Origin of the sequence: Bradyrhizobium sp. NAS96.2 (assembly GCF_001908235.1) — a bacterium.
Taxonomy (GTDB): domain Bacteria; phylum Pseudomonadota; class Alphaproteobacteria; order Rhizobiales; family Xanthobacteraceae; genus Bradyrhizobium.
In genome coordinates this window covers 12,742-33,233 of sequence record NZ_LGHK01000087.1, presented here as the reverse complement: position 1 = coordinate 33,233, position 20,492 = coordinate 12,742, and the positions used below count along the sequence as shown (strand labels likewise).

At 63.8% G+C, this 20,492-nt stretch carries 18 protein-coding genes; 12 read left to right on the top strand and 6 right to left on the bottom strand.

Going from position 1 to position 20,492, the window contains the following annotated elements; genetic code table 11:
• Positions 1–234 precede the first annotated feature (234 nt).
• From AC628_RS20180 to AC628_RS20135, 10 genes are all read left to right on the top strand, one after another.
• Positions 235–1,086: an outer membrane protein gene (locus AC628_RS20180; RefSeq protein ID WP_074128531.1), complete on the top strand. Its 852-nt coding sequence runs from the start codon at positions 235–237 to the stop codon at positions 1,084–1,086.
• A 187-nt stretch (positions 1,087–1,273) separates the two neighbouring features.
• Positions 1,274–2,125 carry an outer membrane protein gene (locus AC628_RS20175; RefSeq protein WP_074128530.1) on the top strand — a complete coding sequence of 284 codons (852 nt, stop codon included), beginning with the start codon at positions 1,274–1,276 and terminating at the stop codon, positions 2,123–2,125.
• A gap of 71 nt (positions 2,126–2,196) precedes the next feature.
• Positions 2,197–2,787, top strand: coding sequence for a glutathione S-transferase family protein (locus AC628_RS45375; RefSeq protein ID WP_074128529.1), 591 nt, complete (start codon positions 2,197–2,199; stop codon positions 2,785–2,787).
• Positions 2,788–2,805: 18 nt separating this feature from the next.
• A complete protein-coding gene (locus AC628_RS45370; RefSeq protein ID WP_074128528.1) occupies positions 2,806–3,276 on the top strand; it encodes a GNAT family N-acetyltransferase in 471 nt (156 codons plus the stop codon).
• Between the two features lie 167 nt (positions 3,277–3,443).
• Positions 3,444–3,656 (top strand): hypothetical protein, encoded by a 213-nt coding sequence (locus AC628_RS20160; RefSeq protein ID WP_074128527.1) that lies wholly within the window; start codon positions 3,444–3,446, stop codon positions 3,654–3,656.
• 78 nt (positions 3,657–3,734) lie between these two features.
• Complete coding sequence (locus tag AC628_RS20155; protein WP_074128526.1) at positions 3,735–4,907, top strand: phosphoserine transaminase; 1,173 nt, start codon at positions 3,735–3,737, stop codon at positions 4,905–4,907.
• A gap of 157 nt (positions 4,908–5,064) precedes the next feature.
• Entirely contained in the window at positions 5,065–6,654 is a 1,590-nt protein-coding gene (gene serA, locus AC628_RS20150) for a phosphoglycerate dehydrogenase (protein WP_074128525.1), read from the top strand.
• A gap of 256 nt (positions 6,655–6,910) precedes the next feature.
• Positions 6,911–8,083 (top strand): thiolase family protein, encoded by a 1,173-nt coding sequence (locus AC628_RS20145; RefSeq protein WP_074128524.1) that lies wholly within the window; start codon positions 6,911–6,913, stop codon positions 8,081–8,083.
• A gap of 378 nt (positions 8,084–8,461) precedes the next feature.
• A complete protein-coding gene (locus AC628_RS20140) occupies positions 8,462–10,129 on the top strand; it encodes a mucoidy inhibitor MuiA family protein (RefSeq protein ID WP_074128523.1) in 1,668 nt (555 codons plus the stop codon).
• Between the two features lie 168 nt (positions 10,130–10,297).
• The gene (locus AC628_RS20135) at positions 10,298–11,134 is read left to right on the top strand and encodes an enoyl-CoA hydratase-related protein (protein ID WP_074128522.1); all 837 of its coding nucleotides are present in this window, start codon (positions 10,298–10,300) and stop codon (positions 11,132–11,134) included.
• 76 nt (positions 11,135–11,210) lie between these two features.
• On the opposite strand, the gene AC628_RS20130 is transcribed toward AC628_RS20135, so the two are convergent.
• Both AC628_RS20130 and AC628_RS20125 read right to left on the bottom strand, forming a co-directional pair.
• Positions 11,211–11,654, bottom strand: coding sequence for a hypothetical protein (locus AC628_RS20130; RefSeq protein ID WP_143201698.1), 444 nt, complete (start codon positions 11,652–11,654; stop codon positions 11,211–11,213).
• A 286-nt stretch (positions 11,655–11,940) separates the two neighbouring features.
• Entirely contained in the window at positions 11,941–13,293 is a 1,353-nt protein-coding gene (locus AC628_RS20125) for an esterase-like activity of phytase family protein (RefSeq protein ID WP_074128520.1), read from the bottom strand.
• Positions 13,294–13,556: 263 nt separating this feature from the next.
• Here AC628_RS20125 and hmuQ point away from each other — a divergent pair, with 263 nt between their 5' ends.
• On the top strand, positions 13,557–13,889 hold the full coding sequence (hmuQ, locus tag AC628_RS20120; RefSeq protein WP_074128519.1) for a heme-degrading protein HmuQ: 333 nt from the start codon (positions 13,557–13,559) through the stop codon (positions 13,887–13,889).
• Positions 13,890–13,913: 24 nt separating this feature from the next.
• Here the strand turns inward: hmuQ and AC628_RS20115 are convergent, their stop codons facing one another.
• From AC628_RS20115 to AC628_RS20100, 4 genes are all read right to left on the bottom strand, one after another.
• Positions 13,914–14,756: a carbohydrate ABC transporter permease gene (locus tag AC628_RS20115; RefSeq protein ID WP_371818069.1), complete on the bottom strand. Its 843-nt coding sequence runs from the start codon at positions 14,754–14,756 to the stop codon at positions 13,914–13,916.
• Positions 14,757–14,799: 43 nt separating this feature from the next.
• Entirely contained in the window at positions 14,800–15,756 is a 957-nt protein-coding gene (locus tag AC628_RS20110; RefSeq protein ID WP_074128517.1) for a carbohydrate ABC transporter permease, read from the bottom strand.
• A gap of 133 nt (positions 15,757–15,889) precedes the next feature.
• Entirely contained in the window at positions 15,890–17,236 is a 1,347-nt protein-coding gene (locus AC628_RS20105; RefSeq protein WP_074128516.1) for an ABC transporter substrate-binding protein, read from the bottom strand.
• 162 nt (positions 17,237–17,398) lie between these two features.
• Entirely contained in the window at positions 17,399–18,442 is a 1,044-nt protein-coding gene (locus AC628_RS20100; RefSeq protein WP_074128515.1) for a C-terminal binding protein, read from the bottom strand.
• Between the two features lie 278 nt (positions 18,443–18,720).
• Between AC628_RS20100 and AC628_RS20095 the strand changes: the two genes are divergently transcribed.
• Positions 18,721–20,406 carry a methyl-accepting chemotaxis protein gene (locus tag AC628_RS20095; protein WP_074128514.1) on the top strand — a complete coding sequence of 562 codons (1,686 nt, stop codon included), beginning with the start codon at positions 18,721–18,723 and terminating at the stop codon, positions 20,404–20,406.
• The last annotated feature ends 86 nt before the right edge of the window (positions 20,407–20,492 follow it).

Below are 20,492 nucleotides of genomic sequence, written 5' to 3'. Positions count from 1 at the left end.
CAAACGCGCCCCGCGTCAACGCTTCATTAGCACCTGTGGCGAGATCGCCATCTTTCGCCGCTGCGTGCGCGCATTTATGGACTCATAAGCAACAGCCGCAGAAATCGGTGAGAGAAAATCAACCTTAAAAATTAGGGTTAAGTGCCGCTTAAACATTTGCTGCCATCGTCCGCCCGTGAGTTTCAGACGTGGGGCCTTTCGTGTCGCCTCACTTGGGCCAAAAGGACGAAGCCAATGCGTAGCGTAAAGACCCTGATTGCCGCCGGAGCGGCATCTCTGTTGTCCTCGGCAGCGTTCGCTGCCGACATGCCGATCATGCCGCCACCCCCGATGGCGTATGCGCCTCCGCCGGTCCAGGATTTCGGCGGCTGGTATCTGCGCGGCGATATCGGCATGACCAACACCAAGGCGAGGCTGCACGTCAACGCCTACGATACGCTGCCAGCCGGCACTGCCTTCAACCAGTACGGCCACGGTTTCGACGGCGGCATGCTCTACGGCATCGGCGTCGGCTATCAGTTCAACAGCTGGTTCCGCGCCGACATCACCGGTGAGTATCGCTCGAAGGTGAGCTTCAACGGCACCGACTTCTTCACGTTCCCCGGGCCGAGCTCCTTGGGTGACACCTATCATGGCGGCATCCAGAGCTGGGTCGGCCTCGTGAACGTCTACGCCGATCTCGGCACCTGGGGTTGCTTGACCCCGTTCATCGGTGCCGGTGTCGGTGCCGCAGTGCTCAAGACCGCGGCGTTCTCCGACGTCACGACGTTCCCGAGCGGGTCGGGCCTGACCAGCTCCTTCATCGCCGACGGCGCCACCAAGACCAACTTCGCCTGGGCGCTGCACGCCGGTGTCGCCTACAAGGTCACCAACAACTTCACGGTCGAACTGGCTTATCGCTACCTCGACATGGGCACCGCCGGCCAGGGTCAGGGTCACTTCTTCGACGGCACGCCGACCGGTCCCTCGAGCTTCCAGTTCCGCGACATTACCTCGCAGGACGTGAAGCTCGGCGTGCGCTTCAACCTGCCATGCTGCGACGTGCCGCCTCCGCCGCCGCCGCCCCCGCTGATCCGCAAGGGCTAATAAGGGTTAATTTCGAGGCCTCACGGTTAACGATTGAAAACGGCGCGGGATCATCCCGCGCCGTTTTCCGTTGCCGCGTCATTGCGCGAGTGCAACTTGCGTGGTCGAAAGCTGCCGGCGACAACGATTGGTTAAGGTTAACAGGGGATGATCAACGCGCATTCGATGAGTGGGATGGAGCGTTGCGATGCGTAGGTTCTTGCTGGCGGCGATGATGTTCGGGGCGGTGACCGGCGCGCAGGCGGCCGACATGCCGGAGTTCCTTCGCGGCAGTCTGCCCGCGTCCAGCGCGCCCACCAGAAACTGGGACGGCTGGTATGTCGGCGGTCAGGTCAGCCAGACATGGATCAATACCGACTTTGGCGGCTCGGTTGCGCCTCTGACCAATTCCATCTTTCGCAACACGACGCTGCAAGGGCCGACGTCCCAATTCAATCTGCTTGGCCGGGTCAATTCGCAAAGCTCGGGCTTCGGAGCATTTGTCGGACGCAACTGGCAGTATGACGACGCCGTGGTGGGTGTCGAAGCAAACTATACCCATTGGTCCGGCCTTACGGCATCGACCTTCGGAAGCCTGGGTCCGATTCAAGTCGCGCAACCCACCTTGGTCCTGCCGGCCGGTGCCTCTGCCGCCGACGGCGTGACGTTGAATGGAAGCGCTTCAATGAAGCTCAAAGACGAGGTGACATTCCGCGGCCGGGCGGGTTGGGCAACCGGTGACTTTCTGCCCTACATGTTCGGCGGCCTTGCGGTCGGCCGAATGGATGTCTCGCGCACGGTCACGAGCTCCGTGAACAGAACGATCAACTTTGCCGACGGAAGTTCGACCACCTTTGCACTCCCGCAGTTTTCCCAAACCGCAACGGATGCGAAGACGGACGCTTACGTTGCAGGCTGGACTGCTGGTCTCGGCCTGGAATACATGCTGTGGAACTGTGTTTTCGTGCGCGGCGAGTGGGAATACGTCAAGTTCATGCCGGTCAAGAACACGTCGGTCACGCAGAACAGCGTACGTGCTGCCATCGGCTACAAGTTCTGACGAGCGCTGCGTCGCTTGACACTGCAATGTGCGGCTGATCCGATGTTGCTCCGCAAGCGGAGCGACCTCACATGAAAATCCACGGCGACGCCAATTCAGGCAATTGCCTGAAGGTGAAATGGGTGTGCGACAAGTTGGCGCTGCCATACACATGGGTCGAGATCGACACCATGAAGGGCGGCAGCCGGACGGCGGAATTCCTCAAGCTGAACGGCTGGGGTCAGGTGCCGACGGTCGAGCTCGATGACGGACGCACGCTTGCGCAATCCAATGCCATCATCCGCTACCTCGCGCGCGGCAGCGATCTGATCCCCGCCGATCCCTATCGCGCGGCGCAGATGGATGCCTGGATGTTCTGGGAGCAGAACAGCCATGAGCCTTATGTCGCCGTCTGCCGTTTTCAGACCGTGTATCTCGGCAAGGCCGTCTCCGAGATCGATCCGAACCTGATCAAGCGCGGCTATGTCGCGCTCGATCACCTGGAGCGGCATCTTGCCGGCACGCAGTTCCTGGTCGGCGATGCGTTCTCGCTCGCCGACGTGTCGTTGCTCGCCTATACGCGCATGGCGGAGGACGGCGGCCTCGAACTCGCGCGCTATCCCATGATCCGCCGCTGGATCGCCGATGCCGAGCATGTGCTCGGCCTGCCGGCGGTGCGCTGACTTCTGGTGAACATCGATATGACTGAAGCCTCATCGATCACGATCCGCCGCGCGCGGCGCGAGGATGTCGCCGCCATCGTCGGCATGCTGGCGGACGATCCGCTCGGCAGCGCGCGTGAGCAGATCGCGGATCCGCTGCCGCAAAGCTATTACGACGCCTTCGCACGGGTCGCGCGTGATCCGAACCTGCAGCTCGTCGTTGCGGTCGACGGGGAGGGCGCCGTGGTCGGCTGCCTGCAGCTTGCGGTTCTGCCGGGGATCAGCTCGCAGGGCTCTTCGCGCGGCCTGCTCGAGGACGTCCGCGTTGCAAAACACTGCCGCAGCCGCGGCATCGGCGAGCAGCTCGTGCAGTGGGCGGTGACCGAGGCGCGTGCGCAAGGCTGCATGCTGGTCGAGTTGCTGACGCATCACACCCGCGTCGATGCGCAGCGCTTCTATGAGCGGCTGGGATTCGCGCGCAGCCATGTCGGCATGACGCTGCGCTTTTGAGCTGCGCGCACGAAGTTGTGCCGCTCACAAGGCAATGCCTGCGGTAGCCGCTGCTGCGCGTTCCGGTTAACAGCCAATAAACTAAGCCGGCCTCCGTGATTTTACGGGCGGAACGAGTCCGGTATGTCGGACGTCTCCCACGGGGCGGCGGGCAACCGGGGATTGGAATGTCGGAATATTCGATCGTGCGGGTCGGCAACGAGTACATCGTGCTGGCCGGCGATAAGAGCATTTTGAAAATATCGAGCCGGCGCAAGGCAGTTAAGATCATGACTCTGGCGGCAGATTTGCTCGATCAGGAGACGATGCAGCAGGTCGAGAACGCCCCATCAATCAGCCGTGATCTCCCGATCGTTCCGGAAAAGTCTGAACTTCCTTGACGTTTGGGTACCCTTCTACTATCTCCGACCGCGGGAAACCTCTCCCCACCGAGAGGCAGCTATCTGGAAGGGTAGAATATGACTGCAGCGAAGCCCGCTTCGCGGCCTAATGTGCCGCATTTCTCCTCCGGCCCCTGCGCCAAGCGCCCCGGCTGGAACCCCAACAATCTCAAGGATGCCGCTCTCGGCCGTTCGCACCGTGCGAAGGTAGGCAAGGCCAAGCTCAAGCTCGCGATCGAACTGACGCGCGAAGTGCTTGAGGTGCCTGCGGACTACAAGATCGGCATCGTGCCGGCGTCGGATACCGGCGCGGTCGAGATGGCGCTGTGGTCGCTGCTCGGTGCGCGGCCCGTCACCACGCTCGCCTGGGAATCCTTCGGCGAGGGCTGGGTCAGCGACGTCGTCAAGGAATTGAAGCTGAAGGACGTCACCAAGCTGAACGCGGCTTACGGTGAAATCCCCGATCTCTCCAAGGTCGATCCTGCCTCCGACATCGTCTTCACCTGGAACGGCACCACCTCGGGCGTGCGCGTGCCGAACGCCGACTGGATCAGCGCAACCCGTGAAGGCCTCACGATTTGCGACGCGACCTCGGCCGCCTTCGCGCAGCCGCTCGATTTCGCCAAGCTCGATGTCGTCACCTTCTCCTGGCAGAAGGCGCTCGGCGGTGAGGCCGCGCACGGCATGCTGATCCTGTCGCCGCGTGCGGTCGAACGGCTCGAGACCTACAAGCCGGCCTGGCCGCTGCCGAAGATCTTCCGCCTCACCAAGGGCGGCAAGCTCAACCAGGGCATCTTCGAAGGCGAGACCATCAACACGCCGTCGATGCTCTGCGTCGAGGATTATCTCGACGCGCTGAACTGGGCGAAGTCGATCGGCGGCCTGAAGGCCCTGATCGCGCGCGCCGACGCCAACACCAAGGCGCTCGCCGACTGGAAGGCGCGGACGCCCTGGATCGACTTCCTGGCCAAGGATCCCGCGATCCGCTCCAACACCTCGGTGTGCCTGAAGTTCACCGATCCCGCGATCACCTCGCTTCCCGCTGATGCGCAGGCCGACTTCTGCAAGAAGCTGGTCGCGCTGGTGGAGAAGGAAAACGCCGGCTTCGACTTCGCGTATTACCGCGATGCGCCGGCGGGCCTGCGGATCTGGTGCGGCGCCACCGTCGAGGCAAAGGACGTCGAGCTGCTGACGCAGTGGATCGACTGGGCCTTTGCGGAGACCAAGGCCGCGCTGCCCAAAGCGGCCTAGGCCGCTTCGCGTAATTCATCATCGTTATGGCCGGGCTAAAGCGCGAAGCGCGTCTTCGCTGGTTGACCCGGCCAACTATCGCGCAGAGTGGCCGGGCGGGCTTCGTGCCCGCGGCCGTCGTGTATTCAAACGCATCGTTCAGCAACGGATCATTCCGATGACAAAACCCAAGGTTCTCATTTCCGACGCGCTGTCGCCCGCCGCCGTGCAGATCTTCAAGGATCGCGGCGTCGAGGTCGACTTCCAGCCCAACCTCGGCAAGGACAAGGACAAGCTCGCCGAGATCATCGGCAACTATGATGGCCTTGCGATCCGCTCGGCCACCAAGGCGACCGCCAAGATCATCGAGAAGGCGACCAAGCTCAAGGTGATCGGCCGCGCCGGCATCGGCGTCGACAATGTCGAGATCCCCGCCGCGACCGCCAAGGGCATCATCGTGATGAACACGCCGTTCGGCAATTCGATCACGACCGCCGAGCACGCGATCACCTTGATGCTGGCGCTGGCACGCGAGATCCCGCAGGCCGACGCCTCGACCCAGGCCGGCAAGTGGGAGAAGAACCGCTTCATGGGCGTCGAGATCACCGCCAAGACGCTCGGGGTGATCGGCTGCGGCAATATCGGCTCGATCGTCGCCGACCGCGCGCTCGGCCTGCGCATGAAGGTGATCGCGTTTGATCCGTTCCTGTCGCCGGAACGCGCCAAGGACATCGGCGTCGAGAAGGTCGAGCTCGATGACCTGCTGAAGCGTGCCGATTTCATCACGCTGCACACGCCGTTGACCGACAAGACCCGCAACGTCATCGACGCGGCCGCGATCGCCAAGATGAAGAAGGGCGTGCGCATCATCAACTGCGCCCGCGGCGGGCTGGTCGACGAGCAGGCGCTGGTCGATGCGCTCAATTCCAAACATGTCGCGGGCGCGGCGTTCGACGTGTTCGTCGAGGAGCCGGCGACCACGAACGTGCTGTTTGGTCATCCCAACGTGATCTGCACCCCGCATCTCGGCGCCTCCACCACCGAGGCGCAGGAGAACGTCGCGCTGCAGGTCGCCGAGCAGATGTCGGATTATCTGCTGTCGGGCGCGATCTCGAACGCCGTCAACTTCCCCTCGATCACAGCGGAAGAGGCCCCGAAGCTGAAGCCGTTCATCGAGCTCGCCGAGAAGCTCGGCTCGTTCGCCGGCCAGCTCACCGAGAGCGGCATCCTCAAGACCACCATCACCTATGAGGGCCACGTCGCCGAGATGAAGATCAAGGCGATCACCTCGGCGGTGCTGTCCGGCCTGCTGCGCCCGATGCTGGGCGAGGTCAACGTGGTGTCGGCGCCTGTCGTCGCCAAGGAACGCGGCATGGTGGTGGACGAGGTGGTCCGCGCCGCGCAGAGCGACTATGAAAGCCTGATCACGGTCACCGTCGCGACCGAGCGCCAGGAGCGTTCGGTATCCGGCACCGTCTATGCCGACGGCAAGCCGCGCCTCGTCGACATCAAGGGCATCCGCGTCGACGCCGAATTCGGCAAGTCGATGATCTACGTGACCAACGAGGACAAGCCGGGCTTCATCGGCGCGTTCGCGAGTCTCCTGGGTGATGCGAAAATCAATATCGCGACCTTCCATCTCGGCCGCGTCAAGCAGGGTGGCGACGCCATTGCGCTGGTTGAGGTCGACGGCGCGGTGCCGGCGGAGTTGCTCGCCAAGGTGCAATCGCTGCCGCAGGTGAAGCAGGCCAAGGCGCTCACGTTCTAAGGCGCTGACGTTCTAGGAAGACGTTTCAAACGCTGTTTGAGCGGCTGTTCGTCGCCCGGGACGTGCCGGGCATGATGGGGGAAGATACCGTTCAAGCGCATCCAAATTCCGATCTGCGGAACATGACGCCGTCTCCGGCCCCGGAGGCGGCGTTTGTCGTTCCAGGGCCTCCGGTATTGCTGTTGCGCCGCACGAAAAATGTGTACGAACGGGCCACGACGCGCCACAATGACCGTCATCTCAGAGGGAGAAAACAATGCGTGAAGCCGTAATCGTTTCCTACGCGCGCACCGGCCTGGCGAAGTCCGGCCGTGGCGGATTCAACATCACCCCGCCGATGTCGCTCGCCGCGCACGCCATCAAGCACGCGGTCGATCGCGCCGGCGTCGACAAGGAATATGTCGAGGATTGCTATCTCGGCAATTGCGCGCACGGCGCGCCGAACATCGGCCGCCAGGCTGCGCTGCTCGCCGGCCTGCCGAAGTCGACCGCCGGTGTCTCGGTGAACCGCTTCTGCTCGTCGGGCCTGCAGACCATCGCGATGGCCGCCAATTCCATTCGTTCGGATGGCTCTGATTGCATCGTCGCCGGCGGCGTCGAGAGCATCTCGATTCCCGGCGGCGGCACGCCGAAGGAATCGATCGATCCGGACCTGCTCAAGACCGCGCCCGACATCTTCATGGCGATGATCGATACCGCCGACATCGTCGCCGAGCGCTACAAGCTCAGCCGCGAATATCAGGACGAGTATTCGCTGGAGTCGCAGCGCCGCATGGCGGCCGCGCAGCAGGCCAACAAGTTCAAGGACGAAATCGTCCCGATGAAGACCAAGATGAAGGTGGTCGACAAGGCGACCAAGGCCGAGTCGATCGTCGACTACGTGGTCGATCGCGACGAGTGCAACCGCCCCGAGACCACGCTGGAAGGCCTTGCCAAGCTCGAGCCGGTCAAGGGCCCGGGCAAGTTCGTCACCGCCGGCAATGCCAGCCAGCTGTCCGACGGCGCCGCCGCCGTGGTGCTGATGGAAGCCAAGGACGCCGAGAAGCGCGGCCTCAACCCGCTCGGCCGTTTCGTCGCCTGGGCCTCGGCCGGCTGTGAGCCCGACGAGATGGGCATCGGCCCGGTGTTTGCCGTGCCGAAGCTGCTCAAGCGCCATGGCCTGAAGGTCGACGACATCGACCTCTGGGAGCTCAACGAGGCCTTCGCCAGCCAGTGCCTCTATTCGCGCGACCAGCTCGGCATCGATCCCGAGAAGTACAATGTCAACGGCGGCTCGATCGCGATCGGCCATCCGTTCGGCATGACCGGTGCCCGGCTCACCGGCCACCTCTTGCAGGAAGGCCGCCGCCGCAAGGCTAAGTGGGGCGTCGTGACCATGTGCATCGGCGGTGGTCAGGGCGGCGCAGGCCTGTTCGAGATCTACAGCTAAGCCACAGCTCGGCTGACTGCTCGGAATTTGCGACACGGCGCCTCAGGGCGCCGTGTTTTTCATGCCGACTCTTTCTCCGTCATCCCCGCGCAAGGGCTTCGCCTTTGTCGCTGGAGGAGCGCGCATTTGCGCGCGTCTCGAAGGATGACGGGATAGGCACGCTGCTGCATCGAGCGAGCTCCTCTCAACGATGGCAGATAGGTGCCTCGACATCGCTGCGCCATATCGCAGCCGCGGCGCCGCCATGGTCGCGCCGCACGGAAACCTCAATCGAACCAGTCCCTTCCTCGCAGCGTCTCACCACCAGAAACGGCGTGCCTTGAGCCCGGCGCGCGGTTCGTCTCGCGCGCGATGCGATGTTTCCCGGAGGGATGTGTGATGCGAAAGATTGCGAATTGTCTTGTGACCTCCAGCCTGGTGCTGGCGGGAGCGCTGGTTGCCGGGCCGCTGCATGCGGCCAATCTTGACGCGGCGTCGCAGGTTGACGCCGTGACCGTCTATCCCGACGGCGCGAGTGTCACCCGCGTCATCACACTGGATCTGCCCGCCGGCGACAACACGCTCGTCGCGAAGGATTTCCCGATGAGCCTCGATCCGACCTCGCTGCGGGTCGAAGGCGAGGCGGGCGACCGGCTGACGATCGGAGCCATCGACGCGCGGCCGCCGCGCCCGGTGCCGCCGGCCAACCTGCCCGACATCGACAAGCGGATCGAGGCGCTCAGGGATCAGCGCGAGGATCTGCAGGGGATCATCACCGCCGCCGAAGCGCGGCGCAAATTCGCCGAACATTTTGCCGAGGCCTCGCCGGCCGGGATCGGCGAGAAGGGCGAGGCGCGTCCGGTGAGCGAGTGGCGTGCCGCGTTCTCGGCGGTCGGAGATGAAGTGGCAACCGCCGACAACGCGATCCGCGACGCCACGCGCAAGCAGCGCGACATCGATCGCGAGATCGCGCGTCTTGAAGCCGATCGTGCCGCCAAGCCGCCGAGCAAGCTCGAGGTGCGGATCGAGCTGGCCTCCGCCGCCGCGACCCGGGCGACGCTGCGGGTGACCTATGCGGTGCGCAATGCCCGCTGGATGCCGATTTACGACGCCCGTCTCGACACCGGCGCCAAGGATCGCAAGCCGGCGATCGAACTGGTGCGCCGTGCCGAGATCACCCAGTCGACCGGCGAGGATTGGTCGAACGTGGCGCTCGTCGTCTCCACCGTGCGCGTCGCCCGCGGCGGCAACGCGCCCGATCTCAATTCGCTGCTCGTGCGATATCCGCTGCCGCCGCGGCCGCTGGCTGCGGGCCGAGCGTTCGACAGCGTGCAACAGCCCTCGGCGCTGATGCCCGCACCGGCTGCGCCGCCGATGGAGCAGCATCTGTCCAAGCAGGCCGAGGAGCGGGATGCCGTCGCCGAGGTCGGCGCCTTCCAGGCCACCTTCAAAATCCCCGGCCGCGTCAGCGTTGCAGCCAATGAGGGCGCCAAGAGCTTGCGCATCGCGACGGCGACGATCACCCCCGATCTCGCGGTTCGCGCCGTCCCGGTGCTCGATCCGACCGCGTTCCTGGAGGCGAGCTTCGTGCAGGCCGACGATGCGCCGCTGCTGCCGGGGCAGGTCTCGATCTACCGCGACGGCATCTTTGTCGGCCGCAGCCGGATGGCCACCGCCGCCAAGGACGAGACCGTACGGCTCGGCTTCGGCGCCGACGACAAGGTCAAGATCGAACGCACGGTGGTGAAGCGCAACGAGGGCTCCGCGGGCCTGATCGTGACGACGTCGAAGACCGACGAGCGCGCGTTCAAGACCACGGTGCGCAACGGCCACGACTTCCCGATCAAGGTCGCGATCCAGGATCAGCTCCCGGTCAGCGAGAACGACGACATCGTGGTCGAGATGCTGCCGTCGTCGACGCCTGCGACCACCACCAATTTGCGCGACAAGCGTGGCGTGCTGGAATGGGCATTCGAGGCCAAGGCCGGCGAAGTCCGTGACGTCAATTTCGCCTGGCGGATGCGCTGGCCGAAGGACAAGGGCATCGTGATGGTGCCGGCGGGCTAGAGCCCGTGCCGGGCTCCAGCTTTGTTGTTTGAGGCGTTTTCTTTACGCGAACCGGAGTCCACTTCGCTCGAAAACGCTATGCGGATCTGCATCAGCTGCCGATGACTTCACTCCCGATCTCGGGCATCACTTTGCCAAGGGCAAAAATGTCTGAGATCGGGAGGATCCATGAGCTACCAGCACATCGTCGTCGATGATCCGCGTCCGCGCGTCCGCCGTATCACGCTGAACCGCCCCGAGAAGCGCAATGCGCTGAACAACCGCCTGCGCGGAGAGATCTTCGAGGTGCTGGAGCAGGCCGACCGCGATCCCGATATTTCGATCTCGATCCTGCGTGGCGCTGGGCCGTGCTTCTCGGCGGGCTATGACCTGTCCGCCGATAACCGTGTCGACCAGCCCTATCATTCGGCATCCGGCCCCGGCCAATGGTCGCGCCATGTCGTCGAGGGCTGGTTCTCGATCTGGGATCTCGCAAAGCCAGTGATCGCACAGGTGCACGGCTATTGCCTCGCCGGTGGCACCGAGCTCGCCACCGCCTGCGACGTGGTCTATGTCGCCGACGATGCCCAGATCGGCTACCCGCCGGTGCGGCTGATGAGCCCGCCCGACATGCAGTATCACCCCTGGCTGGTCGGCATGCGCCGCGCCATGGAATTGATGCTGACGGGCGATGCGATGTCCGGCCGCGAGGCCGCCGAATGGGGCTATGCGACCCGGTCGTTTCCGCTCGCCGAGCTGGAGGCGAAGACGTTGGACTTCGCCGAACGTGCGGCAAAAGTGCCGATCGAGCTACAGCAGCTCAACAAGCGCAGCGTGCATCGCGCGATGGAGATCATGGGCGCCCGCGCCGCGATGCGCGCCGGCACCGAGATCCAGGCGCTGGCCTTCACGACCGAGGCGAGCAAGGCCTACATGGCCGGCTTCCGCCGCGACGGCGGCAGCGTGAAGGCCCAACTCGATCAGCGCGACACCACGTTCGGCGATTACCGGACCAAGAAGGAGTGACGCTGGCCGCGCCAACGTTCACTATATTGACGCGATTTCTTTACGCGAACCGGTGTCCACCTCGCTTGAAAACGCGTTAGAAGCCGGCGTTCTCCTCCAGCCATTGCTGGTTGTCCCAGTGGGCGCGACGGCCGAGGACATAGTCGCGAACATCGTCCATGAAGCGCACCTTGCTGGCGAGCGCGCCAATGAAAGCGGCGATCGCCGCCATCCAGGGCCATAGATGCATCAGCAGTGTGTCGGGTATCTGGCTGGCGAACCCCGCCTGCAGCGCGCTCATTGCGAAGTAAGCCAATACGGCCCATGCAAGGGCCAATATCGTGGCCACTGCCCCGTAGCTGTTCTGATGAAGCCTCACCAATCGGCGCATCAAGCACAGATAGGCAAAGTACACGATCGCGCCGAGTATCAGGGCGATGCATGCCGGCGGAAGGCCCCAGCTTTGATCCCAGGTAAGGTACACAACGAAGCCCGCGGCTATCAGCGCCTCTATGGTGGTCAGGCTGGATTTTTCTTGCATGATTTGCCCCAAGGCGATTCGAGTATCGGCCGAGGCTAGCATCGTCTAGCGCGTTGCTAGAAGTGTATTTGTCGAACAACCTTTGGATTGAACTTGATCTGATGGCCACGCGCTAACAGGTGCGAGGAGAACGGGACGAGCCTCCACATATTCGCTGTCATGCCCGCCTTGAGCGGGGCATCCAGTACGCCGCGGCCTATCCGTTGAAGTCGACCGCCTCTGGAATACTGGGTCGCCCGGTCCGCACATCGAGCCGGGCGACGACACGATGTTTTCGAGAGGCGCCTCACTTCGCCTTCAGGAAATCACCCACTTCGAGCAGCACGAACTCGTCGTCATCGGCCTTGTTCGGGGCGCGGCTCGAGGAGAACGGCAGGTTGTTGTCGTTGCCGACGATGATGTGGGTTTCGTCGACCCGGTCGACATTCTCGATGGTGAAGAACGGGAAGGTGTAGACGCCGTCGTTGAGCGGCTTGCGTGCCTTCTTGTTCGGATCGCGGATCTTCATCAGATCAATATAGGCGATCTTGCGCACCGGCTTGCCGACATTGGCGTCGGAGAGTTCGATCTTGTAGACGCGCTTGAACTTGGCGAGATCAGGGAAGCAGTTCTCGCCGCGCTGGCCTTGCGGGCAGGCCTTGTCGGCGGTGCCCTCGCCATTGTCGCGCTCGATCACGAGGCCCTGGGTCGGGTCGATCATGTTGAAGTCGCCGATCGCATTGCCGTTCTGCTCGAACACATACTGCCAGTAACGTCCGGTGAACTTCTCCGCCGCGACGTCGAATTCGAGGATGCGCGAGGCTTCCTTGCCGTCAACCTTCTCCCAGTCCTTCTTGTCGGCATCCCACAGCGGCCCCTCGAGCAGGCCGTAGAGGAACTTGCCGTCCTTGGAGGAAGCGAAGCCCTCATAGCCCTTGGAGCGGCGCAGATTGACGTTGGTGTAGGAAGCACCCGGCGCGCCCGGCGACTGTACCGCCCAGTGATCCGGCGAGCGCACCGGCTTGCCGTCGGCGACGGTCTCGAACACGGCGAGGATCTTGCCGGTCTTGTCGGCCTTCAGGATATAGGGCCCGAACTCGTCGCCGATCCAGAAAATGTCGTTGATGATCTGGAAGCCTTCAGTGTCGAAGTCGGCGCCGGTCAAATAGCGTTTGGCGGTGTCCTCGTGCACGATGCGGAACGGCACCTTCTTGTCGGGATCGTGCAGGAACACGGTCTCCTGGCGCTCGATCTTGCCGCCCGTCCAGTCCATCTTGTAGCGGTTCAGATACAGCATCGAGTCCGCCGAGTTGTAGCGCGAGCCCATGCCGTTGTCGGTGATCACCCAGAACGAGCCGTCGGGCATCGCCTTGATGCCGGAATGGCCCTGCAGCGGCTGGCCCTTGAACGGCAGCGACACGCCGGTCGGCCGCTCGTAGGACTTGCCCATCACGGTGCCGATCGCATCGACGCGCTTGCCGGTGGTGTACTTGCCCGAGGTCTTCAAATCGGCCGGCGCATCAGCGGGGGCGTCGATGAAGCTCTCCGCCGGCATCACGGCGTGTCCTGCCAGCGTCGCCGGAAATTCGCCCTCGCTCTGCGCGAACGCCGACGTGGCGAGCAGGATCGAGGCGACGGAATAGAGCAGTGACAGACGCATGGTTGATCTCCCAAGAAAAGATACGACGAGATAAACGATGCGGTGTTCTCCGAGGCGCCTGTTACAGCCGGCTGACAGTTTTGTGAATCGCCGATGTTGCTGCGGGATAAGGCTTGCGGCGTTACATCGCCTCGGTCCGTCGTGCCCGGCCCTGTCACCGCCTTTACTGAAGCTGCTGCCCCCGGCGCGGCCCGTCGTTTATGATATCAACGAGATCAACCGGGGCGCCAGCGGGCATCCGCCGCCAAACAGGAGAGGTTTTCATGTTCATCGCAATGAATCGGTTTCAGGTGATCAGGGGCAAGGAGCAGGCGTTCGAGACGGTCTGGAACACGCGCGATTCCTATCTCGGCGAGGTTCCGGGCTTCATCGAATTTCATCTGGTCAGGGGTCCCGAGGCCGAGGACCACACGCTGTATGCAACCCATACGGTGTGGGCCAGCAAGACCGCGTTCGAGGACTGGACCAGGTCGGATGCGTTCCGCCGCGCCCATTCGCGCGCCGGCAACGAGACCGGCGGCAGCCTCTATCTCGGCCACCCGAAGTTCGAGGGTTTTGCTGTGCTGATCACCGAGCGGGCGAAGACCGCCGCGTGACGGAGGCCTTCACCGCAAGCTCAGCTACTCCTTCACAGCGCCGGTCAGCGACGACACGTAGTAGTCGACGAACAGCGAGTAGAACAGCGCGACCGGCAACGAGCCGAGCAGCGAGCCGGCCATCAGCGCGCCCCATTGGTAGACGTCGCCGGTGACGAGCTCGGTCAGGATCGCGACCGGCACGGTTTTGTTGGCGCCGCTCTGGATGAAGGCGAGTGCGTAGATGAACTCGTTCCAGGACAACGTGAAGGAGAAGATGCCGGCCGAGATCAGGCCGGGCACCGCGAGCGGCAGCGTGATCCGCCACAGGATCTGCAGCCGCGTCGCGCCGTCGACCAGCGCGCATTCCTCGAGCTCGTAGGGGATCGACTTGAAGTAGCCGATCAAGAGCCAGGTGCAGAACGGCACCAGGAAGGTCGGATAGACCAGGATGAGCGCGAGCGGCGAATCGAACAGGCCGAACTGCACGATCACGGTGGCGAGCGGAATGAACAGGATCGACGGCGGCACCAGATAGGCGAGGTAGATGCCGAGCCCGACATAGGGGCTGCCGCGGAAGCGCAGCCGCTCGATCGCGTAGGCGGCGAGCGTCGAGGCGAACAGCGACAGGAATGTCGAGCCGATCGCGACCAGCATGGTGGTCTTCAGCCAGCGCGGATATGACGTGTCGAACAACAGGTGCTTGACATGTGCGAGCGTCGGCGAGGTGATCCAGAACGGATTGTGCTCCTTATAGTTCAGAAGCTCCGCGTTCGGTTTGAACGAGGTGATCGCCATCCAGTAGAACGGGAACAGCAGGATCAGGATGAAGCAGGCGAGCGGCAGATAGATCATCACCACGCGCCGGGCGCGGCTGTCCCACGCCATCGTGTCGGGCGTGGCGCTTGTGACGTTGGATTGGGCTGCAAGGTCAGTCATTGGCTTCTCCCTGCTGCCATTTGCGGCGGGCGAGGCCGAAGTAGCTGAACAACGTCGCGAACACCAGGAACGGGATCATCGAGACCGCGATCGCCGCGCCCTCGCCGAGCTCGCCGCCGGCGATGCCGCGCTGGAACGCCAAGGTCGCAAGCAGATGGGTCGAGTTGACCGGGCCGCCGCGGGTGATGGCGTAGACCAGCTGGAAATCGGTGAAGGTGAAGATGATCGAGAACGTCATCACGATCGCCAGGATCGGCATCATCATCGGGAAGGTGATGTAGCGGAAGCGCTGCCAGGAGGTGGCGCCGTCGAGCATCGCCGCCTCATAGAGCGAGGGCGAGATGGTTTGCAGCCCGGCCAGCAGCGAGATCGCGACGAACGGGATGCCGCGCCAGATATTGGCCGCGATCAGCGAGAACCGCGCCGGCCAGGGCGAGCCGAGGAAGTCGACATTGCTGTCGCGCAGGTGCAGCACGTCGACCAGCAGATAGGAGATGATCGAGAACTGCGGATCGTAGATCCACCAGAACGCCAGCGCGGACAGCACCGTCGGCACGATCCACGGCAGCAGCACGATGGCACGGATCAGGCTTTTGAGCGGGAAATGATTGTTGAGCAAGAGCGCCAGCCAGAAGCCGAGCGCGAACTTTCCGAAGGTTGCGACCGCGGTGTAGAAGATCGAGTAGAACACCGCGTTCCACCACAGGGGGTCCTTGAGCAGATACTGGAAGTTCTCCAGCCCGATATAGATGCCGCGCTGGCCGATCGTGGTGTCGGTGAAGGCGAGCCAGATGCCGAGGCCGAGCGGATAGGTGAGGAACACCAGCAGCAGGCCGATCGCGGGCGCCAGGCACATCACAATCAGGAACGGCTTGTAGTCGAACAGGCGCGCGAGCCAACCGGGCTGGCGAAGCGTCGCGCCGCGTGAAGGGAGGGTGGTTACGGACATTGAATGCTCGTCTTGTCGTCATTGCGAGGAGCGAAGCGACGAAACAATCCATTTCTCCTTTGTGGCGCTATGGATTGCTTCGCTTCGCGCGCAATGACGGTTGATTTAAGGTTTCGCAGTTCAATGACCGCCGTCACCGGTTCTGCCGGCGGAAGTACCGCTTGGCGCGCTGCTCGGCTTCCGCGGCGGCGGCCTCGGGCGTTGCCGCATCGGTCGCAACCGAGGCGCACATCTGCACCAGCACGTAGTCGGCGGTGACGGCACCGGTCGCGGTCGAGATCGGTCCCTTGTAGCCGTTGTAATAGGCGCTCTTCATCGTCTCCTTGAAGATCGAGACCTTGGGATCGCCCGACCACACCGCAGCGTCGGCGTAGGCCGCGAGCGGCTGCGACCAGTAGCCGGAGTTGGCGTTGAGCCACGGCTCGTACTGCTCCTTCTCCAGCATGAACTGCAGGAACGCTTTCGCCGCATTCGGATACGGGCTGTGCTTGAACGCCATCGCGTTCAGGGTCAGGCCCGACATCGGCGAGCTCGACGCCAGTCCCTTGGGCAGGAACTGATGCTCGGTGTCGTCGGCCACGGCCTTGGTGGCGGGATCGCTCTTCAGCGAGAAGTACAACGAGACGCCATTGGCGGTCAGGCCGATCTCCTGCGACGAGTAGGCGCGGTTGTTGGAGACGTCGTTCCAGGATGGCGTGCCGGCGATGAAGGTCGGATAGAGCTCCTTCAGATATTTCAGCGCGGCGATCGTCTCCTTGCTGTTGATGATGATGTTGCCTTCCTCATCGAGCAGCGCGGCGTTGTGCGACCACAACAGCCAATTGGCGAAGCCGTTGCCGTCGCCGACGGCGTTACCGAGCGCGAAGCCCGCCGGCTTGCCGGCCGCCTTCAATTTCTTGCAGAGTTCGAGGATGCCGGCGTGGTCTTCTGGCACCTTGTCGAAGCCGGCCGCATTGACCAGCGACTTGCGGTAGACCAGCGGGCCGCCGGAGGCGCCGAACGGCAGGCCGACCCAGCTCTTCGACTTCGAGCGCATGCCGTAGCGCTTTGCCAGCGTGAGCCATCCGCCGTAGCGCTTGTCGAGATAGTCGGCGACGTCGGTCAGTTCGATCAGCTTGTCGATATAGATGTGCGGCGCGTCGCCAAAGCCGATGATGATGTCGGGGCCGGCGCCGGAATTCGAGGTCACCGCAGTCTGCTGATTGATGTCCTCCCAGCCGACGAAGTCGACCTTGACCTCGACGCCGGTCTTGTCGGTGAAGCGCTTGGCATTGGCGCGGAACACGTCTTCGTCGGCCTGCACGAAGCGCACCGGCCGCAGCATGCGCAGGGTCGCGCCCTTCTCGATCGGTAGCGACGGCGCCGCCACGTCGGCAGCCTTGACCTTCGACGCCTCCTGCGCCGCAGCGCCGGTGACGGCCAGCGCTGCCGCGGATGCCCCCAGCGCCAGCGCGTCGCGACGCGTGATCTCGTACTTCATGTCGTTCGCACTCCCGTTCTTATTGTTTCGTTGTTGTTTTGTATCGTTGTCGTCTTTTCTTCCCGGCGTTTGGCCGCCGGTGAAGGGTCTTGTGGTCTCGGCACGCCGCCGCGCGAAAGGCCCGCACCGAGCGGGCCTCCGCGCGAGAAGCGTAGTCCCGCCTCAGCTGTTCGGACCGCGATCCATACTGACGGGCTGCCAGCGGCGCAGCGCGGTGTTTTGCAGCACCGACGGGTTGACGCAGCTTACCGGCCACATGCCTTGCAGCACTAGTGACAATTCGTAGCCCACGCGGCGCTTGCGCGCCTCGTCAAAACGTGCCGATGCCGAGGCGACGTGGGCGGTCAAGGTAACATTGTCCATCCCGAGCATCGGGTTGTTGTGCGACGGCGGTTCCTTTTCCAGCACGTCGAGCGCGGCGTGGGCGATCCAGCCCTCCTGCAACGCCTTGATCAGCGATTCCTCGTCGACGGTGGCGCCGCGGCCGGTGTTGATGAAGATCGCCGACTTTTTCATCTGGCGAAAATGCTTCTCGGTCAGCATGTGGTGCACTTCGGGCCGCGCCGGGGCGTGCATCGAGACGAAATCCGACTGCGACAGCACCTCCGACAAAGTCGAGGGGATCACGCCGTGGTCGTACATCAGCGTTTCCTGGATGAAGGGATCGTGGGCCATCATCCGAAGGCCGAACGGCGCGGCGCGCTTGGCCACCGCGCGGGCGACGCGGCCGAACGAGATGAAGCCGAGCGTCTGGCCCATCAGCCGCGGAATCTTCAACAGCGCCGGCCGGCCCTCGGCCCAGCGGCCGCTGCGCACCATCTTGTCCTGCTCGATCAGGCGGCGGAAGCTTGCGAGCAGCAGCATCATGGCGTGGTCGGCGACCTCCTCGATGAAGGTGTCGGGGATGTTGGTGACCGGGATGCCGCGCGCGGTCGCGGCCTTCACGTCGACGGAGTCGACGCCGACGCTGCCGAGCGTGATCACCTTGCAGTTCTCGAGCGCATCGATGACCGCTTTGGTGATCGGCATGCCCTTGGCGTAGATCGCGTCCGCGGTCTTTGCAGCGGCGATGAATTCGGCCTCGTTGGCCGGCGCCTCGACGATCTCGGCGCCGATCGGATCGAGCGCCTCGCGCTCATAATCGTAGCCGCCGCCGGCGACCGTGAAGCTTGCGCCCTTCGGCGTCACCACCCTGAATTTCGACATTGTCTGCTCCCGATGTGAGGTCTTCTGTTCTTGATTGTTGCTTCTTGCTGGGTTTGCTTCTTGATCTTCTTGCTTCTCCGAGCGCGGCTTGCTTCGTCGCTTCGCCTACTTGTACGCGAGCCGGGTGGTCCTCTCCACAATTGCCGGTTGGTCCGCGGCCCGATTCTCCGGGCTACTACGGGGAACCACCGTAACCATCAGGTAAAGGGTCTCACATTACGGTGAGCGGAATCAATCCGCCAATCGCGTCGCGTTCCCCGCCTCTTCTGGAGATCCCCGTGAAGCTGTCAAATCTGAAGATCACCCCCAAGCTCGGCATTCTGGTGGGGGTGACCCTCCTTGGTCTGTGCACGGCCGGCATTCTCGCCGGTCATTTGATGCAGCGTGAGATGACAAATGCTCGCATCGACCAGGCCAAGGCCATCGTCGAGATGGCGAAGAACATGGCGGCAGGCCTGAAGAAGGAAGTCGACGCCGGCAAGATGACCAAGGAGGCTGCGCTGGCCGAGTTCGGCAAGCGCGCCAACTCCATGACCTATGACAACGGCGCCGGCTATCTGTTCGGCACCGACTATAACGGCATCACGGTGCTGGCGCCCGATCCGAAGCAGGTCGGAACCAACCGCATGGACGTCGTGACCAATGGCCGCAAGCTCTCGCAGGAACTGATGGACGGCGTGAAGGCCAAGGGCGAGATCCTGCTGTTCTATGATTATGTGAAGCCGGGCCAGGAGACGCCGATCCACAAGCTCGGCTATGCCGTCGCAGTCCCCGGCTTCGACATGTATCTCGGCACCGGCGCCTATCTCGAGGATATCGACGCCAAGATGCGGCCGATCGCCTGGCTGCTCGGCCTTGCGATCCTCGGCATCGGCATCGTTTCCGGCTCGGTCGCCTGGCTGATCGGTCGCAGCATCTCGCGGCCGCTCAATCTGCTCGGCAGCCGCATGCGCGACATTGCCGACGGCAAGCTCGACGGCGACATCCCGGGCGTCGGCCGCGGCGATGAGGTCGGCGGGATGGCGGCGACCGTTCAGATCTTCAAGGACAATGCGATCCGCATCCGCGGCCTCGAGCAGGCCGAGGCCGAGACTCAGGCGCGCGCCGCATCCGATCGTCGCAACGCGATGGAGAATATCGCGAGCGATTTCGAGCGCAGCGTGAACGGTATCGTCCGCACGGTGGCTTCCGCCGCCGCCGGCATGCAGACCACGGCGCAGTCGATGACCGCAACTGCCAGCGACGCCAGCGCACGTGCTGCGACCGTCGGCGCTGCATCCGACAGCGCCTCCAACAATGTCGGCACCGTCGCCGCGGCTGCCGAAGAGCTCTCCAGCTCGGTTGCGGAAATCTCCCGCCAGGTGGCGCGCTCCAGCGAGGTCGCAAGTAAGGCGGTCGCCGATGCCGAGCGCACCAACGCGACCGTTCAGGCGCTGTCCACCGGCGCCGAGAAGATCGGCGAGGTGGTCAAGCTGATCCACTCGATCGCGGCGCAGACCAATCTGCTCGCGCTCAACGCCACCATCGAGGCGGCGCGTGCCGGCGAATCCGGCCGCGGCTTCGCGGTGGTCGCCTCTGAGGTGAAGGCGCTGGCCAACCAGACCGCGAAGGCGACCGAGGAGATCTCGGCACAGGTCGCCGCGATGCAGGCTTCCACCGGCGAGGCGGTGACCTCGATCGGCGGCATCACCGCGACCATCGCGCAGATGAGCGAGATCACGGCGTCGATCTCGACCGCGATCGACCAGCAGGGCGATGCGACGCGCGAAATCGCGCGCAACATCCAGCAGGTCGCCGCCGGCTCGAGCGAGATCTCCGCCCATATCGGCGGCGTCACCACCGCCGCCGCCGCCACCGGCACCGCCGCGGGCGACGTGCTGTCGAACGCACGCGAGCTCGACACCCAGTCCGGCATGCTGCGCAACGCGGTCGACGAGTTCCTGCAGAAGGTCCGTGCGGCGTAAGACCGGCGCGATCAATCGACATGATCACGATGCCCGGGCCTTGGCCCGGCATTCGCGTTTGAGCCGCCGACGAACTCTCGGGCGCG

Coding starts and splice junctions, on each gene's coding strand:
- AC628_RS20160 (WP_074128527.1), top strand. CDS start 3,444: ATGTCGGAATATTCGATCGTGCGGGTCGGCAACGAGTACATCGTGCTG.
- AC628_RS20125 (WP_074128520.1), bottom strand. CDS start 13,293: ATGCGTCTGTCACTGCTCTATTCCGTCGCCTCGATCCTGCTCGCCACG.
- AC628_RS20175 (WP_074128530.1), top strand. CDS start 1,274: ATGCGTAGGTTCTTGCTGGCGGCGATGATGTTCGGGGCGGTGACCGGC.
- AC628_RS20105 (WP_074128516.1), bottom strand. CDS start 17,236: ATGAAGTACGAGATCACGCGTCGCGACGCGCTGGCGCTGGGGGCATCC.
- serA (WP_074128525.1), top strand. CDS start 5,065: ATGACAAAACCCAAGGTTCTCATTTCCGACGCGCTGTCGCCCGCCGCC.
- AC628_RS20130 (WP_143201698.1), bottom strand. CDS start 11,654: ATGCAAGAAAAATCCAGCCTGACCACCATAGAGGCGCTGATAGCCGCG.
- AC628_RS20100 (WP_074128515.1), bottom strand. CDS start 18,442: ATGTCGAAATTCAGGGTGGTGACGCCGAAGGGCGCAAGCTTCACGGTC.
- hmuQ (WP_074128519.1), top strand. CDS start 13,557: ATGTTCATCGCAATGAATCGGTTTCAGGTGATCAGGGGCAAGGAGCAG.
- AC628_RS45370 (WP_074128528.1), top strand. CDS start 2,806: ATGACTGAAGCCTCATCGATCACGATCCGCCGCGCGCGGCGCGAGGAT.
- AC628_RS20155 (WP_074128526.1), top strand. CDS start 3,735: ATGACTGCAGCGAAGCCCGCTTCGCGGCCTAATGTGCCGCATTTCTCC.
- AC628_RS20140 (WP_074128523.1), top strand. CDS start 8,462: ATGCGAAAGATTGCGAATTGTCTTGTGACCTCCAGCCTGGTGCTGGCG.
- AC628_RS45375 (WP_074128529.1), top strand. CDS start 2,197: ATGAAAATCCACGGCGACGCCAATTCAGGCAATTGCCTGAAGGTGAAA.
- AC628_RS20180 (WP_074128531.1), top strand. CDS start 235: ATGCGTAGCGTAAAGACCCTGATTGCCGCCGGAGCGGCATCTCTGTTG.
- AC628_RS20135 (WP_074128522.1), top strand. CDS start 10,298: ATGAGCTACCAGCACATCGTCGTCGATGATCCGCGTCCGCGCGTCCGC.
- AC628_RS20115 (WP_371818069.1), bottom strand. CDS start 14,756: ATGGCGTGGGACAGCCGCGCCCGGCGCGTGGTGATGATCTATCTGCCG.
- AC628_RS20145 (WP_074128524.1), top strand. CDS start 6,911: ATGCGTGAAGCCGTAATCGTTTCCTACGCGCGCACCGGCCTGGCGAAG.
- AC628_RS20110 (WP_074128517.1), bottom strand. CDS start 15,756: ATGTCCGTAACCACCCTCCCTTCACGCGGCGCGACGCTTCGCCAGCCC.